The organism is Streptomyces sp. PR69 (genome assembly GCF_026420845.1).
Classification (GTDB): Bacteria; Actinomycetota; Actinomycetes; order Streptomycetales; family Streptomycetaceae; genus Streptomyces.
Map to the genome: position 1 here is coordinate 261,901 of NZ_JAOWCB010000003.1, position 20,406 is coordinate 282,306.

The following is a 20,406-nucleotide window of genomic DNA, read 5'->3' on the forward strand; positions in this document are numbered from 1 at the left end:
TCCTGATGCCGCCGGTGTTCTGTGCGCTCGGGGAGATGTCACATTCTTCGGTGCGGGATCCGTCGTACGGGTGAAGGGCGCACAAGCGCCCGACACCGCAGAGAAGGGATTCCGTCATGGCCCGCGTTTCGCTCGACCCGCCGCGCACGCTGCTCTTCCGCCTCGTCGAGAAGTACTCCCGCCGGGTGTACGGCAGGGTCCTCGACCCCGTACGGGCGCTCGCCCACAACCCCCGTGTGCTCTGGGCGGATGTGCGCTTCGAGCAGTCAGTCGCCAAGTGGAAGCAGCTCGACCCCGGCCTGAAGGAGCTCGCCGAAATGACGTCGGCCGCGGCGATCGGGTGCAGCTGGTGCATGGACTTCGGCTACTGGGTGAGCCGGACGCGGGGCATGGACGCACGCAAGCTGCAGGACGTGCCGGCGTGGCGGGACAGCGACGTCTACACCCCGCTGGAGCGCGACGTCATGGAGTACGCGGAGGCGATGACCGCGACCCCGCCGGAGGTGGACGACGAGCTGGCGCGGCGGCTGTGCCTGGCCCTCGGCGAACCGGCGTTCGTGGAACTGACGGCGATGGTCGCGGTGGAGAATCTGCGGTCCCGGATGAACTCCGCTCTCGGGCTGACGAGTCAGGGCTTCAAGGACCGCTGCGAGGTCCCGGCGATGCGGGCGGCCGCGCCGGCAGAGGCGGAGGGCGGCTCGAATGCCGGCTGACTGCTCAGTCAGCGCCTCTGGTCCTGGAGACCGAGTCGCATGACCGCTGCGCCGGAGGGGCTGACGCGCGGGCGGCGGCGTGTGCGATCGCCGCGGAGCGCTACGGCGTCCACCGGTGACGCCCGTGGCGTTTGGGGCATGTGGGGCGTCGGAAAGCGGCTGTGTGCGGCTGTGTAGGGTGACGGCCGTGGCACGAGTACGGCTGAGCGTTGCGGAGCGGCGCGAGGAGTTGCTGAACGCGGCCGTCGAACAGATCGAGGCGCGGGGTGTGGCCGCCGTGCGGATCGCCGACGTGGCCTCGGCGCTCGGCGTGAGCAATGCGCTGGTGCTGTATCACTTCTCCTCGAAGGAGCAGCTTGTCTCCGAGGCGTTCGCGCACGCCGCCGACGCCGACCTGGCGCATCTGCGCAAGCTGCTCGGCCGCCGCACGACCGCGGTGCGCCGACTGCGCGCCGCCGTACGCTGGTACGCCCCGACCGGCCAGGCCAAGGGCTGGCGGCTGTGGATCGAGGGCTGGGCGGCGGCGCTGCGCGAACCCGCCCTGCGCGATGTGGCGCGCGATCTGGACCAGCAGTGGAAGGCGGCCCTGACCGAGGTCATCGCCGAGGGCGCGGCCGCCGGCGAGTTCGCCTGCGCCGACCCGGCGTCGGCGGCGTGGCGTCTGACGGCGCTCCTCGACGGGCTCGCGGTGCAGATGACCTCGTACGCGGGGCAGCTCTCGCGGGCGGCGATGCTGGAGTGGGCGGACGACGCGCTCGCCCGCGAGCTGTCCCTGGACCGCGCGGCCCTCGCGGCGACGGCCCGCTGACCCGGCCCCGCGACGGCGGTCTCCCCTGTGGGCTCCGCCCCTCAGCCCCCTCCGGGCTTGCCGGGCGGCGCCCGCACCCGTGATCAGGCGCGGCGACAGCCACGCGTGGCGCTTACCCGCCCTCCGACGCCCCCGAGCCTCCACGGCCCGGAACCCGGTCCGTGGGGCAACTGCCGCCCCGGCTGCCGACTGGTCTCCGGCGGGGCTGGATCTTTCAGCCCGCTGTGGCACTTCTGTCTGGGTATCCCTGGGGGCTTGCCCCCAGTTACGGGAATGGCGAGGGGCAGCGGAAAGATCCGCCGGACAGCCCCTCGGGGCTCCGCCCCGAGTCCCCCTCTCCGAGGGGGAGGAGCCAGCGGGCTGACGCCCCCGCCCATGGACAGCACCACTGCTGCGGCGGCCGGCCCACGCACCTCGCCGCCCGCCGACGCGCCGAAGGCGCAGGCGCGCCAGCCCCGCGGCGCAGGCCGCCCGCGGGCGGCGCAGAGATCGCCGATGCCGAGCAGTGGCGAAGGCGCAGGCGGCGACCCGTCCGGGCGCAGGCCATGCCATCGCCGTCTCGACGGCGCGAAGCGGCCGCCCCTAGGGCTCGGGGGGGCGGCGGCTCCGCCGGTGGACGACAGCGCACGGCCATCCGGGCAGCGCCGGGCGGCAGCCCCGTGGGTCGACTCCGCAGGAGGGGGCCGGGGGGCGAAGCCCCCGGTCTGTCACAGCGGCAGCAGGTCCGGGCGCTTCGCGGCCACGTGGTCGCCGGAGCTTTCGCCACGGAGGCGGCGGCCGATCCAGGGGACCAGATGGTCGCGGGCCCAGTGGATGTCGTCGCGACGGACGTCCAGGACGCCGCGCGGCGGCTGCGGGGGCCACGGCTGGTCCGGATCGGCGGGGATCTCAAGGCCGAGGACCTGGGCGGCGCGCAGGGCGACGCGTGTGTGGCCCTCCGGGGAGAGATGGAGCCGGTCGGAGTCCCAGGCGCGGCGGTCCTGGACGGACCGCAGCGACCACAGGTCCAGCACCGGGCAGTCGTACCGGTCGGCGATGGCCCGCACATGCGCGGTGTAGGTGGCGATCTTTCCGCGGAGATGGCGCAGCACGGGCACGCCCCGCGTGTCGAAGCCGGTGGTCACCATGACGGTGCCGACCGCGCCCACGAGGTCGGCGACGGCGCGCTCGAAGCGTTCGGCGACGTCGTCCGGGTCCGTGCCCGGGCGGATGATGTCATTGCCGCCGGCGCAGAACGTCACCAGATCCGGGGCGAGTTGTCTGGCCCGGGGGACCTGTTCCTCGACGATCTGGTCGAGGAGACGGCCGCGTACGGCGAGGTTGGCATAGCGGAAGGCGTGCTCCGGCATGCGGTCGGCGAGCAGGACCGCGAGGCGGTCGGCCCAGCCGACGTACGTCCCGTCGGGGCCCGGATCGCCCACGCCCTCGGTGAAGCTGTCACCGATCGCCGCGTACGACTCGAATGCGCCCTTGTTTTCTGTTCTCGAATCGTCTGCCACAAGGCAGCATCATTCCCCCGCAGATGTGACCTACGCGACCGTAAGGAGGGGTTGACGGCAGGTGATCTTTGCCACCGGTCAAGTTTCCGCCAAGCCGGAATACCGCCGCGCCCCTCGCGGCGCTGGGCGGCGAGGGGCGCGGACGGCTAGGCGATGGGCGTCGGGCTCAGACGCCAGACGTCAGGCTCAGACGTCAGACCTCAGACGTTAGAGGGACACGCCGTGCTGGCGCAGGTACGCCACCGGGTCGATGTCGGAGCCGTACGACGGGCCGGTGCGGACCTCGAAGTGGAGGTGCGGGCCGGTGGAGTTGCCGGTGGAGCCCGACAGGCCGATCTGCTGGCCGGCGCTCACGCTCTGGCCGGAGGAGACGGACAGCGCGGACAGATGGGCGTACTGCGAGTAGGTGCCGTCGTTGTGGCGGATGACGACCTCGTTGCCGTACGCGCCGCCCCAGCCGGCGGAGACGACGGTGCCCGCGGTGACGGCCTTGACCGTGGCGCCGGTGGCGGCGGCGAAGTCGACGCCGGTGTGGTAGCCGCTGGACCAGCTGGCGCCGGAGGCGCGGTACGGGGTGGTGACGCTCGCGCCGGAGAGGGGCGCGGAGAAGCCCGAGGCGCTGGCGGCCGGCTGGGCGGCCTGCGGCTGCTGGGCCTGCTGGGTCTTCTGGGCATCCGTGGACTCGGCGGCGGACGCCTTGGACGTGGAGCGCTCGGGAGCGGCCTTCTTCTTCGACGCCTTGGGAGCGCTCTTGGCCTTGCTCTCCGCCTTCGCCTTGGGCTTCGCCTCGGTCTTCGCCTTCGGCTTCGCGGGGGCGGACTGCGCCGCCGCCTTGCCGTGGAGGGTGAGCTTCAGGCCCGGGTGGATCAGCGACGGGTTGTCGCCCACGGCCTCGCGGTTGTCCGCGTACAGCCGCTGCCAGCCGCCGCGCACCTCGTGCTCGTCGGCGATCTTGGACAGATAGTCGCCGGGGACGACCTCGTAGGTGGTCGGCGCGGCCTTGCGCGCCTGCTTCTCGGCCGCGTCACCGGGCTTGGCGTCGCCGGCCGGGGTCTGGGCGGCCGCGGCGGTCACGGCCTGCCGGGGCGCGGCGGCGGGCGCGGACTTCTCCGCGGCGTGGGCGCCCGCGGCGGACAGCAGCGGGATGGCGATGGCGGCGCCGCCGGCGCCCGCGGCGACAAAACCGCGGGCGAGCGGACTGCTCTTGGGACGGCGGTGCTTACCCTTCGCGGGCATGGCGAATTCCTCTCCGGCGCCTGCGAGGTGAGCTGTCGGGTTCGGGCTGGAGATGCCCGGCCGCGCGGTGACGCGGCTTCACCCCAAGCCGTCCGGAGCGGCAACTCCGGCGCGGCGACTTACCTGGTTCCCCCGCTCCTGCCACGCGTGTGTGGGGTCGTCATTCCGAACGGCGGCAGGATTAGGCGGTCCGTCCGGATCGGTCGTGACCGTAAACGAGCCGAGCACAGCGGAACAAGCCTCCCGATTCCGCAGGCATTGAACGTCGTGATTTCGGCGGGGAATTCTGGTCACCCTCCGTCGATGAAGGCGCTTCAAATTCCCACCTCAGAAAGGAATTCACTGCCCGGGGCCCGCCACGGACCGTCACGGATATGATGCTGCTCACGTGCGCTTTCCCATCTCCTCTCCAGTCAGGGCACGTTATGGCGAAACGGCTAATTCGGGCAGAAGTCGACAGTTCCCCTGAATCGCCACTCCGCTCACCGATGCGGCGCTCAGGTGTGCCCGTGGGGGGCTGCGCATGGCAGGCCGGCCTGCCGGACAGAACCCGGGTGCGCCTGCCCAGTGAGATCATTTGGCCTGTGAAGTGATGTCGTATGGTCGGGACAACGCCACCGTCGGCTGTCAACGCCGACGCCGTCACACGAGGGAGCCCTAAGTGACGCAGCAGCTGTCGCAGACCCCGTCCACCGAGCCCGAGCTGACCGGAGTCCGCAACTTCCGCGACGTCGGCGGACTGCCGACCGGGGACGGACGGCAGGTGCGGTACGGACGCCTCTACCGCAGCGGCCATCTGGCACACGCCACGGCGGGCGACGCGACCTTCCTTGCGGGCCTGGGCCTCCATACGATCTTCGACTTCCGCAACGCGGCCGACCAGAAGCTCGAAGGCCCGGACATCGAGCTGCCGGGCGTGCGCAATGTGAATCTGCCGCTGACAGACCCGGCCGACGGCGCGGAGTTCTGGAAGATGGTCCGGGACGGCGATCTCGACGAGCTCAGGTCGATACTGGCCAACGGCAAGGCGGCCGGCCGGATGACGGAGACCTACCGGCTGATCATCAAGGAGCGGACCGCGGAGCACAGCCAGGTGCTGCACGCACTCGCGGAGGACAGCGTCCCGGCGCTGATGCACTGCGCCGCGGGCAAGGACCGCGCGGGGCTGTCGATCGCGGTCGCCCTGCTCGCCCTGGGCGTGGAGCGGGACGCCATCGTGGCGGACTATCTCAAGTCCAACGACCCGCACCGCCGCTATCTGGTGAAGCGCGGGGACAACGCACCCTCCGGGACGTCACCCGAAGTGATGGACCTGCTCAGCCCGCTGTTCGACGCGCGCACCGAGTACCTCGACGCCGCCTTCGCCGCCATCGAGGAAACCTGGGGTGACGTCGAGCGGTATCTGAACGACGGGCTGAAGCTCGCCCCGGAGACCCGCGAGCGGCTGCATTCGCATTTCCTTGAGGATGCCTGAGCAGCCGTCGGCGGCGGTCACTGGTTCTGCCCCCCGAGCAGAAACAGCAGGTACAGGAAGGCCGCGAAGAGATGGCCCGCCACCAGATACGCAAAGAGCCGCACCACCAGCCCTGTGGGGAATGAACGCTCAGGTTTCTGCCCTGGTTTGCCCATTGATGTCACGATCCTTTCCCGGGTCTCAGATATGCGGATGCACATCGGGGCTCTGCAGCAGCGTGTGGACGAACAGCACCTCGGCGCCTTCGCGCCCGGTCGCCGCCAGCCGGTGCGGGGTGAGCGAGTCATAGTGGGCGCTGTCGCCGGGGGCGAGTTCATGGACGCTCTCCCCCAGCGTCAGCCGCAGCCCGCCGCGCAGCACATACAGCCACTCCTCGCCGGGATGCACCCGTACGAGATCACCTTGGGTGCCGTACGGGATCTCCAGCCGCAGCGCCTGCAACGCCCGCCCGGGCCCGCCTGTCTGGTGATACGTCCAGCCATCGGCCTCGGCGGGCTCCCGGCTGCCCGCCCGGATCACCGGCTCACGCTCCGGCGGCGTCTCGCCGAGCAGCTCGGCGACGGTCGTCCCATAGATCCGGGCGAGCGCCAGGAGCATCGGCAGCGAGGGCTGGCGACGGCCGGTCTCCAGCCGGGAGAGATGGGCCGGGGACAGCCCCGCCCGCTGGGCTGCGCTCTCCAGGGTGAGGCCGCGCCTGCGGCGCAGCTCCCGGAGCCGCGGGGCGACGTCGGGCAGCGCCTCGCCCGGAGCAGACGAGGAGGGGGCAGAAGAGGCGGAGAAGGAGGCGGAGGAGGCGCCGGGGCGGCGGCCTCCGGGGAGGCTTGGCATGCCTCCATTCCGCCAGGATCTTTCCTCATGGGCAAATTTCTTGCCTGTGAGGCAAAAGCGCTCCGCGGACGGCCGACTCAGCGGGCGGCGATCGCCTGCTTCACCAGTGTCTTTCCGAAGTCCCAGATCAGCCCGCCGCCGCTGTGGGCGTCATCCATGACCGCGGTGAAGGCGGCGAGGAACCGCTCGACCTCGCGTTCGCCGATGATCAGCGGCGGAATGAGCTTGATCACTTCAAGCTGGTCTCCGGACACCTGGGTGAGAATCCGGTGCTTCTGCAGCAGCGGCACCACCACCATCTGCGCGAAGAGGCCCTTGCGGGCCGCCTGGAGCATAGCCCAGCGCCCGCGCAGCTTCAGCGAGGACGGTCCGCCGAACTCGATGCCGATCATCAGCCCGCGGCCGCGTACATCGTGCAGCAGCTCATAGCGGTCCTTGAGCGCGATGAGCCGCGTCTTGAGCAGCTCCCCCGCCGCCCGCGCGCCCGCGACGATCTGCTCGTCCTCGATCACCGACAGCACGGCGAGCCCGGCGGCCATCGCCTGGGCGTTGGACCCGAAGCTCGCGGAGTGAACGAGCACCCGGTCCATCGACGAGTAGACCTTCTTGAAGATCCAGTCCCTGCCGAGGGTGGCCCCGACGGGCACATAGCCGCCCGAGAGCGCCTTCGCCACGCAGACCAGATCGGGCTCGACGCCGTCCTCGTGCTGGTACGCGTAGAAGTCACCGGTCCTGCCGAGCCCGGTCTGCACCTCGTCGGCGATGAGCAGCGCTCCGTGCCGGTGCAGCAGTTCCCGGGCGCCGCGCAGATAGCCGGGCGGCGCCTCGTGCACGCCCTTGCCCTGGATGGGCTCCACCACCAGGGCGGCCACATCGCCGCGGGCGAGCTCCGCCTCAAGCGCGGCGAGATCGCCCAGCGGCACCGCGGTGTCGGGCAGCAGGGGGGCGAATCCCTCGCGGAACCCGGGCTCGCCGTTGACCGACAGGGAGCCGACGGTCAGTCCGTGGAAGGCGTGGGAGCAGTACAGGATCCTGGGCCGCCCGGTGGCGTACCGGGCGAACTTCAGCGCGGTCTCCACGGCTTCGGTGCCGCTGTTGCCGAAGAAGACCCGGTCCAGATGCGGGCTGTGGGCCAGCAGACGTTCGGCGAGCAGCCCCGGCAGCGGCGGGCAGTCGAAGCGGGTCAGATCGGCGAGTGAGGCGTCCAGGACGTCATGGAGCGCTTTGCGTACGACGGGGTGGTGCCGGCCCAGGCCCATCACCCCGAAGCCGGCGAGCATGTCCAGATAGTCGTTGCCGTCCGCGTCGAAGAAGTACGCGCCCTCGGCCCGCTCGTAGACCTTGTCAAAGCCGATGGTGTGCAGCATGCGGGGCAGCTGGTGGTTGAGATGCCTGGTATGCAGCCGGTGGCGTTCGCCGCCGCGCTCCGCGAGGAGTCTGGCGAGGTCGAAGCCGGTGCCCGTCATATCGCCCGTCGAGGTCATGAGGCGTTCTCCTTGGCGGCCAGTGCAGCGCTGATCTGTCCTGCGATCTCCACCCCGGTGAGGCCCGCGTCGGCGAGGGCCTCGCTGCGCTTGGCGTGGGCGAGGAACTGCTCGGGGATGCCGAAGGTGCGCAGCGGCATATCCACCTCCGCGTCGCGCAGCGCCTGGGCGACGGCCGCGCCGACCCCCGAGCTGCGGCTGTTGTCCTCGACGACCGCGGTGAGGCGGTGGCGTGCCGCGAGCGGCGGAAGGTGTGCGTCCACCGGTTTGACCCACCGCGGGTCGACGACGGTGCAGCCGAGTCCGCGCGCCTGAAGCAGTCCGGCGGCCTCCAGACAGACCCCCGCCAGCGCGCCCGCCGACACCAGGAGCACTTCGGGGTCCCCGGTGCGGCTGGGCCGGTGCAGTACGTCCATGCCGCCGATCCGGTCCAGCGCGGGGACGGGATCGCCGACGGACTCCTTGGGGAAGCGCACGACGGTCGGCGCGTCGTCGACGTCGACGGCTTCGCGCAGCAGCTCGCGCAGCCGCTGGGCGTCGCGCGGGGCGGCGATCCGCAGTCCGGGGACGACCTGGAGGATGGACATGTCCCACATGCCGTTGTGGGACGCGCCGTCGGCGCCGGTGACGCCGGCCCGGTCGAGGACGAAGGTGACGCCGCACTTGTGCAGCGCCACATCCATCAGCACCTGGTCGAAGGCGCGGTTGAGGAAGGTGGCGTACACCGCGACGACCGGGTGGAGCCCGCCGGTGGCGAGGCCGGCGGCGCAGACGGCGGCGTGCTGCTCGGCGATGCCCACGTCCCAGACCCGGTCCGGGAAGCGCTTGGCGAATTCCGTCAGTCCGACGGGCTGCAGCATCGCGGCGGTGATCGCCACGACGTCCGGCCGCTCCGCGCCGATCCCGGCGATCTCGTCGGCGAACACCGAGGTCCATGAGCGGCCCTTCGAGGGCGTGAGCGGCTCACAGGTGTGGGGGTCCATCACGCCGACGGTGTGGAAGCGGTCGGCCTCGTCCAGCAGGGCGGGGGCATAGCCGCGGCCCTTCTGGGTGAGGCAGTGGACCAGCACGGGGCCGTGGAACCGCTTGGCGCGGCGCAGGGCCGATTCGACGGCGTCGATGTCATGGCCGTCGATGGGCCCGACGTACTTCAGCCCGAGATCCTCGAACATGCCCTGCGGGGCGAAGGCGTCCTTGAAGCCTTTCTTCGCGCCGTGCAGCGACTCGTACAGGGGGCGGCCGATGACGGGGGTGTGCTGAAGGACGTCCTTGCCCCAGGCCAGCACCTGTTCATAGCCGTCGGTGGTGCGCAGGGTGGCGAGGTGGTTGGCGAGGCCGCCGATGGTGGGGGCGTAGGAGCGTTCGTTGTCGTTGACGACGATGACGAGGGGGCGGTCCTTGGCGTCCGCGATGTTGTTCAGCGCCTCCCAGGCCATGCCGCCGGTGAGCGCCCCGTCGCCGATGACGGCGACGACATGGTCGTCGCGCCCGAGGACCTCATTGGCCTTGGCCAGGCCGTCGGCCCAGCCCAGAACGGTCGAGGCGTGCGAGTTCTCGATGACGTCGTGCTCGGACTCGGCTCGGGAGGGGTAGCCGGACAGGCCCCCCTTGGCCCTGAGCCGGGAGAAGTCCTGGCGGCCGGTGAGCAGCTTGTGCACATAGCTCTGGTGGCCGGTGTCCCACAGGACCTTGTCCCTGGGCGAGTCGAAAACCCGGTGCAGGGCGATGGTCAGCTCGACCACGCCGAGGTTCGGGCCCAGATGGCCGCCGGTCCTGGCCACCGCATGGATAAGGAACTGCCTTATCTCTTCGGCGAGTTCTTCGAGTTCGGCGCGCTCAAGCGCCTTGAGGTCATGTGGTCCCCGGATGTTCTCCAGCATGGCTGTGCTCCCGCCCCCTCTCTGTCGCCGCCCGGATCACTCGCGTGGTCCCGAGACCGTTTCCCGCGCCGCCCTCAGGGACTCCTTCAGCGAACCCATCGTGGCGAGCACGGCGGTGGGCTCATAGCCGCAGTGCGCCATGCAGTTGGCGCAACGGGGGTCCTTGCCGCGGCCGTATTTGTCCCAGTCGGTCTCCTCGATGAGCTCCCGGTAGGTGGGCACATATCCATCGCTCATGAGGTAGCAGGGGCGCTGCCACCCGAAAAGCGAATAGTTGGGGATGGCCCAGGCGGTGCAGGGGAAGTCGGCCTTCCCTTCGAGGAAGTCGAGGAACAGCGGCGAGTGATTGAGCCGCCAGCGCCGCCGGTTGCCTCCGGCGAATGCCTTCCGGAAGAGTTCCCGGGTCTGCTCCACGCCCAGGAAGTGCTCCTGGTCGGGGGCTTTCTCATAGGCGTAGGCGGGCGAGATCATCATCTCGTCGACCTGGAGCTCGTCATTGAGGTAGTTGAGCACCTCGACGATGGTCTGCGGGGTGTCGGTGTTGAAGAACGTGGAATTGGTGGTGACCCGGAAGCCGCGCCGCTTGGCTTCCTTGATGGCGGCCACAGCCTCGTCGAAGACGCCTTCCTTGGCGACGGACTCGTCATGCCGTTCGCGCAGTCCGTCGATGTGCACGGCGAAGGCGAAATAGCGTGAGGGGGTGAACTTCTCCATCTTCTTTCGCAGCAGCAGGGCATTGGTGCAGAGAAACACATATTTCCGCTTGGCGACCAGCTGCCGTACGATCTCGTCGATCTGGGGGTGCATCAGCGGTTCGCCGCCCGCGATGGACACCATCGGGGCGCCCGACTCCAGCACCGCGCCCACCGCCTGGGCCACCGGCATCCGCTGCTTGAGCACGCCCGCCGGGTGCTGGATCTTGCCGCAGCCCTCGCATTTGAGGTTGCAGGCATAGAGCGGTTCCAACTCGACGATGAGCGGGAACTTCTCGCGCCTGCGGAGTTTCTGTTCAAGAAGGTAGGTCCCGACCCTGATGGTCTGGCGGAGCGGCATGGCCATCTGGCTCACCTCCTGGGGAGCAGCAAAGAACGGTGCCATTCAAAGAAAGCGGGAACGACGGAGCGAAGAACGCGGAAGGCTGATATTCCACCGCGTACCGTGCTGATGCGGACCAGTTCATGCTCTGGAGCGTCCACGACCACCCGGACGGCCGCAACCGGACGCGGCCCGGCCGCCAGCGCCGCGCCGAGCGTGGCGGCGGACTCCATATCGACGGCGAGGGCGCCCGACGCCCTCAGCTCGGCCCTCTCCAGGCCGCGCACGACATGGTCGGAGCCGGTGAGCGGGCCGGTGTGCACGGTACGGCCGGGCACGGCCCTGGCCACCGCCGCCACCAGCCGGGCGGCGTCCGTACAGCGGGTGACCCGGTCCCCCAGCCGGGTCTCGTCGGCGACGACCAGATCACCGGGGTGCATGCCGGGGGCCAGCCCGGCGCAGAAGCCGGAGGCGACGACCGCCGCGGCCGCGGCCGCGGGGTCGGCCAGAGCGCGGCGCAGGGACTTCTCCGCGCTCTGCGGCCCCATGCCGGTGCGCAGCACGGTCGCCGGCGCGGGGCCCCCGTGGCCCCGGCCGCCGCTGCGCAGGGCGAGCTTCTCGATGCCGAGGGCGCAGGCGATCAGCAGGGGCGACGCGTCGCGCAGCGGCTGCCCGCCGTCCGGCGGTTCGGGGGCTGAGCCCCGGAAGGTCTCCATCAGCCCCCCTCGCGGACGCCCGCGCGGATCATGCGCGGCTCACCGCGCACATAGCGGCCGAGGGCGGTGAGCGGGAAGACCTGCCGGTACAGGTGGTAGTTGATGGAGAAGTCCCAGGGGAAGCCGGTGCCGGTGAACTGGGGCTCGTCCCAGCTGCCGTCGGGCCGCTGGGTCGCCGCCAGCCAGGCCGCTCCCCGCTCGGCCGCCTTGCTCTCCCGCTCCCCCGCGGCCAGCAGCGCCAGCAGCGCCCAGGCCGTCTGGGAAGCGGTTGAGACGCCCTGCCCGATCCACCGGCGCTCCCGGTAGGAGCGCAGGTCCTCGCCCCATCCGCCGTCCTCGTTCTGCACGGAGGCCAGCCAGTCCACGGCCCGCCGGATCGCGGGATGGGCGGCGGGCACCCCGGCGGCGATCAGAGCGGGTACGACGGAGCCGGTCCCGTACAGATAGTTGACTCCCCAGCGCCCGAACCAGGCGCCGCTCGGCTCCTGCTGCCCGAGCAGCCAGGCGACGCCGCGCCGTGCCCTCGGGTGGGCGGCCAGTCCCTCGTACGCGAGCATCTCCACGACGTGCGCGGTGACATCGGCCGACGGCGGGTCGATGACCTCGCCGAAGTCGCAGAACGGCAGCCGGTTGGGGAAGGGGGAGTCGTTGTCGGCGTCGAACGCGCCCCAGGCGCCGTTCTTTGACTGCATGCCGAGGTTCCAGCGCACGCCCCGCGCGATCGCGATGTCCACCCGGAGGGGGTCGGGGTGCCTGACCCTGCCGAGGGCGAGGACGACCTCCGCGGTGTCGTCGATGTCGGGGTAGGTGTCGTTGTGGAATTCGAACGCCCAGCCGCCCGGGGTGAGATGGGGCCTGCGTACGGCCCAGTCCCCGGTCCGGGAGATCTGCTCGCCCAGCATCCAGTCGGCGGCCCTGACGAGAGCCGGGTGGTCGGCGGGCAGTCCCGCGTCGGCGAGCGCGATCACGGCGAGACAGGTGTCCCAGACCGGCGACTGACAGGCCTCGATCATCCGTGCGCCGTCCGCGCGCCAGACGGCGAACCGGTCCAGGGAGGCGAGTCCTTCGCGCATCACGGGATGGTCGAGGTCGTAGCCGAGCAGATGCAAGGCGATCAGCGAGTACACGGCGGGCGGCTGAATGCCGCCCCAGCAGCCGTCGTTCTCCTGGCGCTCGATGATCCAGCGGGCCGCGGTGTTCATCGCGATGCGGCGCAGCCGCCGCGGCGCGACCTTGTGGTAGAGGTGCAGGGCCTTGTCGGCGCGCTGGAAGAAGCCCTGCCAGCTGACCGCGGGGGCGAGCGCCTGGCGGGGGCGGGGCCGGGCGGGGTCGGTGTGCAGCTCGTCCAGCGGGAAGGGCGCGGGCCGCACCGGGCGCTTCGCGGAGACGACGGTCAGGGGGACGATGGTCTGCCGCGCCCACTGGCCGAAGTCGTAGATGTTCAGCGGGAACCACGGCGGCAGGAAGATCAGTTCGGGCGGCAGTTCGGGCAGGTCGTCCCAGCTCCACCAGCCGAAGAGCGCCAGCCAGATGCGGGTGAAGACCCGGGTGGCGGCGATGCCGCCCTGCTCGCGGATCCAGGCGGAGGCGCGCGCCATATGGGGGTCTTCGGGGCGGTCGCCGGCCAGCCGCAGCGCCACATAGGCCTCGACGGTCGTGGACAGTTCGCCGGGGCCGCCGTGGAAAGTGGCCCACGTCCCGTCGGAGCGCTGCTCGCCGCGGATCCAGCGGGCGGCGGCCTCGGTGACCGTGTCGTCCCGGATGCCGAGGAACTGCCGCAGCAGCAGATCCTCCGCGTCCATCGTCACATTGGTCTGCAGGTCGCCCTTCCACCAGCCCTGGGCGTCCTGGTGGCCGAGGAGGCAGTCGGCCGCGCGCCGCATGGCGTCCTCGGCGCTCCGTGCGAGACTGCCGGCGCCGCCCGCCGCGGGACGGATGCCGGTCGCTTCGCCGGACGCGGCGGGGCCGGCCACGGGGGGCCCGCTGCTTCCGTCGGTCGTCGCTGTCATGGCTTCCCCTTCGTGCAGTCGTTCTCAGCTGCTGGGTCTGCCGTCGGCCGACGCCGCATGCGGTGCCGGCCGGCGACTTCCTGGGGACCGGTGAACTTCGGTTCGGCGGTGTCGGCCCCCCTCAGAACGCGGGTATGCGCGGGTCGCTCATCTCTTGCGGACGACCACGAAGTCGGCGAGCGCGGCGAGCTGGTCGCGGATGGGACCGGGCATGTCGACCGAGTGCAGCGCCTCGATGGCCACGGCGTGCTGTCGGCGCGCTTCCTGGGCGGTCCACTCGCGCCCTCCCGCTTCCTCGATCAGCGCGGCCCGTGCGGCGAACTCCTCCTCGGAGAAGCTCTCGACGTCGCTGCTCTTGGCGTCGGCGGCGAGCAGTTCGCCGAGCCGGGCGGCGGCGGGCCCTTCGGCGGCGAGTGCGGCGACGACCGGCAGGGACTTCTTCCGCTGGCGCAGATCGCTCCAGGTCTGCTTGCCGGTGGCCTCCGGGTCGCCCCAGATGCCGAGCAGATCGTCGACGGCCTGGAAGGCGAGGCCGAGGTGGCGGCCGTATGCCTCAAGGCGGTCGGCGACCCGGTCGTCCGCCCCGCCGAGGACCGCGCCGATGGAGACGGCGCAGGCCAGCAGCGCACCGGTCTTGTTGCCCTCCATCTCCAGGCACTCCTCGACGGTGACCCGCTCGCGGTGCTCGTACGAGATGTCCTGTGCCTGGCCATCGATCAGCTTGCGGGTGGCGACGGTGAGCCGCCGGGCCGCGCGGCCCGCCTCGACGGTGCCGAGCTCCAGCAGCACCTCGCCCGCCAGGGCGAACAGCGCGTCGCCGACGAGGATCGCCTGGGCGGGTCCGTGCACCTTCCAGACCGTGTCCCGGTGGCGGCGCTGCTCGTCGCCGTCCATCAGGTCGTCGTGCAGCAGGGAGAAGTTGTGCACCAGTTCCACGGCGACCGCGCCGGGCACGCCGACCTCGGCGGGCGCGCCGGCCGCCTGTGCGGACAGCAGCGCGAGCGCCGGGCGCACGGCCTTGCCGCCGTCGCCTTCGGCGGGCCGCCCCTGGGCGTCGATCCAGCCGAAGTGGTAAGCGGCCACGGTGTCCATGGGCGGCGCGAGCCGGTCCACGGCGGCGCGCAGCACCGGGGCGGTCATCGCCCGCCCGCGCTCCAGCAGCGCGGCGATGTCCACGCTGTGGGCTCTGTCTGCGGTGTCTTCGGCAGCGTGCGCCGAGGGCACTGGGGGCACGGTCTCTCCTCTTGTTCCGGTGCGAAGGCTCATGCCGCCTCCTTGATCGGATGGTCGTGGTGGCGGCCGAGCGTCGCGAGAGCGGCGCCCGCGGCGCGCAGTCCGCTGCGCACGGCGCCCTCCATGGTCGCGGGCCAGCCGGTGGCGGTCCACGCGCCCGCAAGGTACAGGCCGGGGGCGCGGGTGCGCGCACCGGGCCTGAGGCGGCCGACGCCGGGCGTGGGCGCGAAGGTGGCGGCGCGTTCGCGGGTGACGAAGAAGTCCCGCACGCGGGCGTCCCGGGCGGCGGGCAGCAGCCGCTCCAGCTCCGGCAGATAGGTCTCGCGGAGCCGGGCGACGGGCGTGTCGATCTCGTCGTGCGCGGCCGACTGGGAGACGGCCAGATACTGGCCGTCCTTGGCTCCGGAGGCGTCCGTGCGGTCGAAGACCCACTGGACGGGGCTGCCGAGGGCGGCGAAGAAGGGGCGGCGCAGCACGGTGCGGTCGTACAGGACGTGCAGATTGAGGATCGGGGCGGTGCCGATGTCGAGGAGCCGGTCGGGGTCGTCGAGCGCCCCGTGCGGCAGCAGCGCGTGCGCCTCGCGCTGGGCGACGGCGAGGACGACGGCGTCCGCGGTCAGCTGGTCTCCCCGGAGGCCGATCTGCCAGCGGCCGTCACCGGTGCGGGTGAGGGAGCGGACGCGGGTGGACAGCTCGGTGCGGACCCCGGCCGAGTCGAGGGCTTTGCGGGCGAGCGTGTCGTGGAGTTCGCCGAGCGGCACGCGGGCCCAGCCGATGTCCGCGGCGCCGGGTTCGGAGAGCAGGCCGCTCTTGAAGACCATGGCGGCCAGTCCCATGGAGGCGTGTCGCGCGGTCGCGTTCAGCGTCGCCACGCCGACGAGGTCCCACAGGGCTTCGACGGTGCGCCCTGACTGGCCGTGGCGGCCCAGCCAGGTGGCGAAGTCGATGCCGTCGAGTGCCGGATCGGCCGGGTTGAGCCGTTTGAGTGCGAGTGCGGCGCGGCCGACGCTCGCCCGCTCGGCGAGGGAGAGATGCGGATACGCGGCCAGGCTGGCGGCGAGGTGCAGCGGCACGGGCAGGGCGGTGCGCCGGAGCCTGCCGAGCCGCGGGCCGCGGGGGTGGGCGACGTCGAGGACGGGGACGTCCAGCCGTCGCTGGAGGGGGGCGAGACGGGCGCCGTCGACGCGGTCGAGGAACCAGCGGTAGGCGGTGCAGCAGCGCAGATAGACATGCTGCCCGTTGTCGACGGTGAGCTCGCCGCGGCGGAAGGAGAAGGCGAGGCCGCCCAGCCGGGGGCGGCCTTCGACGAGGGTGACGTCGAGTCCGGCGCCGGCGAGTTCCAGCGCCGCGGTGATGCCGGCGAGTCCGCCGCCGACCACCACGGCCGAGTGTCCGGCGCGGCTGTCGTGTTCCGTCATGCGCCCTCCCCTCGGACGGCCGCCTGATTCTGGGACGCCGCCGGGCGGCGGCGGGTTGCAGGGGTGCGCCGCGGATGCATCAGGCGCGCCCCCTCTGGTTCCGGCGGGTGACATGGCGGGCGTCGAGCCCGGACAGTCCGCGTACCGCGACATAGGCCTTCTCCCGGCCGGGCAGTGAGACCCTGCCGCGCAGTACAGCCTGCGGGTCGCGCTCGATCCGGTCCAGAAGGCGGCGGTAGATCCCGGCCATGGCGGCGACGCAGGCGCCGCTGCGCCGGTCGAGCATGGGCAGCAGCCGGTACCCCTCGGCGAACAGGGCCCGGGCGCGGCGGACTTCGAAGTGCACCAGGCCGGCGAAGTCGGAGCCGGGCGGCGGCGCGGAGCTGTGGAAGCCTTCGGAGCAGCCGAACTTGGCGAGGTCGTCGGCGGGCAGATAGGTGCGGCCGTGTGCGGCGTCCTCGCGGATGTCGCGCAGGATGTTGGTGAGCTGCAGGGCGAGGCCGAGCGTGTCGGCGTACTCGGCGGCGCGCTCGACTCCGCGCGCGCCGGGCTGGGTGCCGAACACGCCGAGGGAGAGCCGCCCGATCGCTCCGGCGACACACCGGCAGTAGAGCTTCAGATCGTCCCAGGTCTCATAGGTCTCGCCGCGCACGTCCATCAGCACGCCGTCGATCAGCTCGTCGAGGCCGCCCAGCGGGATCGGAAAGCGCCTGGCCGCGTCGGCGAGGGCGACGGCGACGGGGTCGGTGTCGTCCTCGCCGACCGCGCCGCGGCGGACTTGCTGCAGCAGTTCGCGGGTGGCTTCGAGCCGCTCGCGCTTGGCGTCGGCGTCCAGTCCGCCGTCGCCGATGTCGTCGACGCGCCGGGAGAACGCGTACAGCGCGGACATGGCCTGGCGCTTGTCGGTCGGCAGCAGCCGGATGCCGTAGGCGAAGTTGCGCGCCTGCCGTCCGGTGACGGCCTCGCAGTAGGTGTATGCGGCCATGACCGGCGCGGGCGGCTGGGTCGGTGACTCCATCGTCCGGCTCACCTCTCTCTACGGGCTCTTCGCAGAACGGCGGCCGTCTCCCGCAGCAGCTGCGCCGTGGAGGCCTTCGGCGGCCCTGGCAGTACATCGAATCCGGCGGCCGCGATCGCGGCGAGGGCGGCCCGGCCCCCGGCGACGAATCCGGCGAGCAGCAGCCGCAGCCTTCCGTGGACGCTACCCACGAGGGGGGCGCCCTCATCCAGCAGCCGCCGGGCGCGTTCGGCCTCGAAGGCGATCAGCGCGCGCACCGACGCGCCCCCTGTGGGGGCGGCCAGGTCGGCCTCGGTGACATGGAAGCGCCGCATGTCCTCCGCGGGCAGATAGACGCGGTCGCGCCCGAGGTCCTCGGCGACGTCCTGAAGGTGCTCGACGATCTGGAGCGCGGTGCACACGGCGTCGGAGCGGCGGATGCGGTCGGGCGTCGCGGTGCCGGTGATCTGCAGCACCAGCCGGCCGACGGGGTTGGCGGACAGCTCGCAGTAGGCGGCGAGGTCGTCGTAGCTCTCGTAGCGGCGTACGCGCTGGTCCTGCCGGTTGGCCTCGATGAGGCCGAGGAACGGGTCGGGGGTGAGGGAGCAGCGGCGCACGGTGGGGACCAGGGCGCGCAGCAGGGGATGGCCGGGCGCGTCGCCTGCGGGGTCGAAGGCACGGTGGAGGTCGGTTTCGAAGGCGTCGAGCAGGGCGAGCCTGTCGTCTGCCCGCTCGGGGGCGACGCCGAGGCTGCGGGCGTCCGCGCCGCCGGGTGCGAGGTCGCCGTCGCCGATGTCGTCGACGAGGCGGGCGTAGCCGTAGACGGCCATCAGGTCGCTGCGCCAGGCGCGGGGCAGGAAGAAGGGGGCGACGGGGAAGTTCTCGTGCGCGGCCTTGTCGAGGGTGGCGGACGCGTCGGCCCCGGGGGCGGCGTGCGCGGCGACGGTGTGCTCCGTGGGGCTCTCCATGCCCTCGGCCGGTTCCGTCAGTCGCCCCGGGCCGCGGGCGCCCGCCGCTGCGGGCTGCCGGGCGCCGGTCACTGCGGGCTGCCCGGCGCGGGGACGGCGAAGACTTCGCGAAGCTGGAGATTTCCCGTCATTGCCGTCACATCTCCCGTTCTACACTGCCGACCCATTACATCCTATTTCGGACACGCCGCCGGGCGTCAGCACCGGTACAGCTTACGTTGTACAACGCGCTCCGTTGCGTGCGGGTGTTGTCCGCATTGCCGGAACACCGCCTCTTGGCAGGACGCGGAAAAGCCCCCGCTGGATGCTCGGGGCGGGGGCTTTCCTCCGGGCGCGCCGGCGCTACTTGCCGGTCTCCTTCTCGTACGCCTTGATGACCTCGTCGGTGGGGCCGTCCATCAGCAGCTCGCCCTTCTCCAGCCACAGGACGCGCTCACAGGTGTCCCTGATCGACTTATTGCTGTGGCTGACCAGGAAGACGGTGCCCGCCTCCTTGCGCAGCTCGCGGATGCGCTCCTCGGAGCGGATCTGGAAGCGGCGGTCACCGGTGGCCAGCGCCTCGTCGATCATCAGCACATCGTGGTCCTTGGCCGCGGCGATGGAGAACCGGAGCCTGGCCGCCATGCCGGAGGAGTAGGTGCGCATCGGCAGGGTGATGAAGTCGCCCTTCTCGTTGATCCCGGAGAAGTCGACGATCCCCTGGTAGCGCTCCCGGATCTGCTCCCGTGACATGCCCATGGCCAGGCCGCCGAGTATGACGTTGCGCTCGCCGGTGAGATCGTTCATCAGCGCCGCGTTGACGCCCAGCAGCGAGGGCTGGCCGTTGGTGTAGACCCGGCCGCTCTCCGCGGGCAGCAGGCCGGCGATGGCGCGCAGCAGGGTGGACTTGCCCGAGCCGTTGGTGCCGATCAGGCCGATGGCCTCGCCCCGGTACGCGGTGAACGACACACCGCGCACGGCGTGCACCTTGCGCATCCCGCGGGACTCGCCCTTGTCGCGGCGGAGTATCCGGTTGAGCGCCGCGGTGGCGCTGCCGCGTCCGCCGGAGCCTCCGTGGACCCGGTAGACGATGTGCAGCTCGTCGGCGATCACGGTGGGCACGCGGGCGCCGGACGTGTTGTCGGTGTTGTCAGCCACGGCCGTACCGCTCCTCAGCCTTCCAGAAGTACACAAAGCCCCCGATGCCGACGATGAGCGCCCAGGCGAGGCCGGAGGCCCAGACATGCTCGGGCAGGTTCTCGCTGCCGTATCCGTCGATCAGGGCGAAGCGGATCAGGTCCATATAGATGGCCGCCGGGTTGTACATCAGGACATCGGCGATCCACGCCGGCTTGTCCTTGAGCATCAGCGGAATGGAGAACATCACGCCGGACGCATACAGCCAGGTGCGCATGATGAACGGCATCAGCTGGGCGAGGTCCGGGGTCTTGGCGCCGAGACGCGCCATGATCATCGCCAGCCCGGTATTGAAGACGAACTGCAGTGCGAGCGCCGGGATGACCAGCAGCCAGGACAGCGAGGGGTAGCTGCCGAAGGCCATCACGATCGCTATCAGCACGATCATCGAGAACAGCAGCTGCTGGAGCTGCTGCAGGGAGAAGGAGATGGGCAGCGCGGCCCGTGGGAAGTGCAGGGCGCGCACCAGGCCCAGATTGCCGGAGATCGAGCGCACACCCGCCATCACGGAGGTCTGGGTGAAGGTGAAGACGAAGATGCCCGTCACCAGGAACGGGACATAGATCTCGTTGCCCATCCCCCGGTTGGCGCCGATGATCAGACCGAAGATCAGGAAGTAGACGAGGGCGTTCAGCAGCGGCGTCACCACCTGCCACAGCTGTCCCAGCTTGGCCTGGCTGTACTGGGCCGTGAGCTTGGCCTGCGAGAACGCCAGGACGAAGTGGCGGCGGCCCCACAGCTGGCGGACATACTCGGCGAGCCCCGGCCGGGCGCCGCTCACCGTCAGTCCGTATTTGGCGGCGAGCTCCGCCGGCGACAGACCGGCGTCCGGCGATGGCGGAGGGCTCATCGTGATGGCGCCGTCATGGGTTGTGTCACTCACAAGTGGAAACTTTCGTCTTCAAGATGCGCGACAGTTCGGGCTCTGATGC

18 protein-coding genes and 1 riboswitch are annotated in these 20,406 nt (G+C 71.3%); of the genes, 3 read left to right on the top strand and 15 right to left on the bottom strand.

Annotation, left to right across the window (positions count from 1 at the left end):
- Positions 1–116: 116 nt before the first annotated feature.
- Entirely contained in the window at positions 117–713 is a 597-nt protein-coding gene (locus tag OF819_RS04465) for a carboxymuconolactone decarboxylase family protein (RefSeq protein WP_267241998.1), read from the top strand.
- 187 nt (positions 714–900) lie between these two features.
- Positions 901–1,521 (top strand): TetR/AcrR family transcriptional regulator, encoded by a 621-nt coding sequence (locus OF819_RS04470; RefSeq protein WP_323748895.1) that lies wholly within the window; start codon positions 901–903, stop codon positions 1,519–1,521.
- A gap of 707 nt (positions 1,522–2,228) precedes the next feature.
- Here OF819_RS04470 and OF819_RS04475 read toward each other — a convergent pair.
- Together OF819_RS04475 and OF819_RS04480 are read right to left on the bottom strand one after the other, a co-directional pair.
- Positions 2,229–3,020 carry an SGNH/GDSL hydrolase family protein gene (locus tag OF819_RS04475; RefSeq protein ID WP_267241999.1) on the bottom strand — a complete coding sequence of 264 codons (792 nt, stop codon included), beginning with the start codon at positions 3,018–3,020 and terminating at the stop codon, positions 2,229–2,231.
- A 207-nt stretch (positions 3,021–3,227) separates the two neighbouring features.
- Positions 3,228–4,256 carry a M23 family metallopeptidase gene (locus OF819_RS04480; RefSeq protein WP_267242000.1) on the bottom strand — a complete coding sequence of 343 codons (1,029 nt, stop codon included), beginning with the start codon at positions 4,254–4,256 and terminating at the stop codon, positions 3,228–3,230.
- A 4-nt stretch (positions 4,257–4,260) separates the two neighbouring features.
- Positions 4,261–4,429, bottom strand: a riboswitch (cyclic di-AMP (ydaO/yuaA leader).
- Positions 4,430–4,917: 488 nt separating this feature from the next.
- Here OF819_RS04480 and OF819_RS04485 point away from each other — a divergent pair.
- Positions 4,918–5,730: a tyrosine-protein phosphatase gene (locus OF819_RS04485; protein ID WP_267242001.1), complete on the top strand. Its 813-nt coding sequence runs from the start codon at positions 4,918–4,920 to the stop codon at positions 5,728–5,730.
- A gap of 17 nt (positions 5,731–5,747) precedes the next feature.
- Here the strand turns inward: OF819_RS04485 and OF819_RS04490 are convergent, their stop codons facing one another.
- The 13 genes from OF819_RS04490 to OF819_RS04550 all read right to left on the bottom strand — a co-directional run bounded on the left by OF819_RS04490 (position 5,748) and on the right by OF819_RS04550 (position 20,357).
- Positions 5,748–5,885, bottom strand: coding sequence for a DUF6126 family protein (locus tag OF819_RS04490; protein ID WP_267242002.1), 138 nt, complete (start codon positions 5,883–5,885; stop codon positions 5,748–5,750).
- 25 nt (positions 5,886–5,910) lie between these two features.
- The gene (locus tag OF819_RS04495) at positions 5,911–6,558 is read right to left on the bottom strand and encodes a helix-turn-helix domain-containing protein (protein WP_267242003.1); all 648 of its coding nucleotides are present in this window, start codon (positions 6,556–6,558) and stop codon (positions 5,911–5,913) included.
- Positions 6,559–6,635: 77 nt separating this feature from the next.
- On the bottom strand, positions 6,636–8,042 hold the full coding sequence (locus OF819_RS04500; RefSeq protein WP_267242004.1) for an aspartate aminotransferase family protein: 1,407 nt from the start codon (positions 8,040–8,042) through the stop codon (positions 6,636–6,638).
- On the bottom strand, positions 8,039–9,922 hold the full coding sequence (gene dxs, locus OF819_RS04505) for a 1-deoxy-D-xylulose-5-phosphate synthase (RefSeq protein ID WP_267242005.1): 1,884 nt from the start codon (positions 9,920–9,922) through the stop codon (positions 8,039–8,041). Before dxs ends, OF819_RS04500 begins: the two co-directional genes overlap by 4 nt.
- 36 nt (positions 9,923–9,958) lie before the next feature.
- Entirely contained in the window at positions 9,959–10,981 is a 1,023-nt protein-coding gene (gene hpnH / locus OF819_RS04510; RefSeq protein ID WP_267242006.1) for an adenosyl-hopene transferase HpnH, read from the bottom strand.
- 5 nt (positions 10,982–10,986) lie between these two features.
- Positions 10,987–11,673: a 1-hydroxy-2-methyl-2-butenyl 4-diphosphate reductase gene (locus OF819_RS04515; RefSeq protein ID WP_267242007.1), complete on the bottom strand. Its 687-nt coding sequence runs from the start codon at positions 11,671–11,673 to the stop codon at positions 10,987–10,989.
- Entirely contained in the window at positions 11,673–13,682 is a 2,010-nt protein-coding gene (shc, locus tag OF819_RS04520) for a squalene--hopene cyclase (protein WP_267242008.1), read from the bottom strand. The genes OF819_RS04515 and shc overlap by 1 nt, the downstream gene beginning before the upstream one ends.
- A gap of 147 nt (positions 13,683–13,829) precedes the next feature.
- The gene (locus OF819_RS04525; protein WP_267242009.1) at positions 13,830–14,948 is read right to left on the bottom strand and encodes a polyprenyl synthetase family protein; all 1,119 of its coding nucleotides are present in this window, start codon (positions 14,946–14,948) and stop codon (positions 13,830–13,832) included.
- Positions 14,945–16,333 (bottom strand): hydroxysqualene dehydroxylase HpnE, encoded by a 1,389-nt coding sequence (gene hpnE / locus OF819_RS04530; protein ID WP_267242010.1) that lies wholly within the window; start codon positions 16,331–16,333, stop codon positions 14,945–14,947. Before hpnE ends, OF819_RS04525 begins: the two co-directional genes overlap by 4 nt.
- 79 nt (positions 16,334–16,412) lie before the next feature.
- The gene (hpnD, locus tag OF819_RS04535) at positions 16,413–17,351 is read right to left on the bottom strand and encodes a presqualene diphosphate synthase HpnD (RefSeq protein ID WP_267242011.1); all 939 of its coding nucleotides are present in this window, start codon (positions 17,349–17,351) and stop codon (positions 16,413–16,415) included.
- An 8-nt stretch (positions 17,352–17,359) separates the two neighbouring features.
- Positions 17,360–18,298 carry a squalene synthase HpnC gene (hpnC, locus tag OF819_RS04540; protein WP_267242012.1) on the bottom strand — a complete coding sequence of 313 codons (939 nt, stop codon included), beginning with the start codon at positions 18,296–18,298 and terminating at the stop codon, positions 17,360–17,362.
- A 342-nt stretch (positions 18,299–18,640) separates the two neighbouring features.
- Positions 18,641–19,435, bottom strand: a complete 795-nt coding sequence (locus tag OF819_RS04545) for an ABC transporter ATP-binding protein (RefSeq protein WP_267242013.1) — start codon at positions 19,433–19,435, stop codon at positions 18,641–18,643.
- Positions 19,428–20,357: an ABC transporter permease gene (locus OF819_RS04550; protein WP_267242014.1), complete on the bottom strand. Its 930-nt coding sequence runs from the start codon at positions 20,355–20,357 to the stop codon at positions 19,428–19,430. The genes OF819_RS04545 and OF819_RS04550 overlap by 8 nt, the downstream gene beginning before the upstream one ends.
- Positions 20,358–20,406 lie beyond the last annotated feature (49 nt).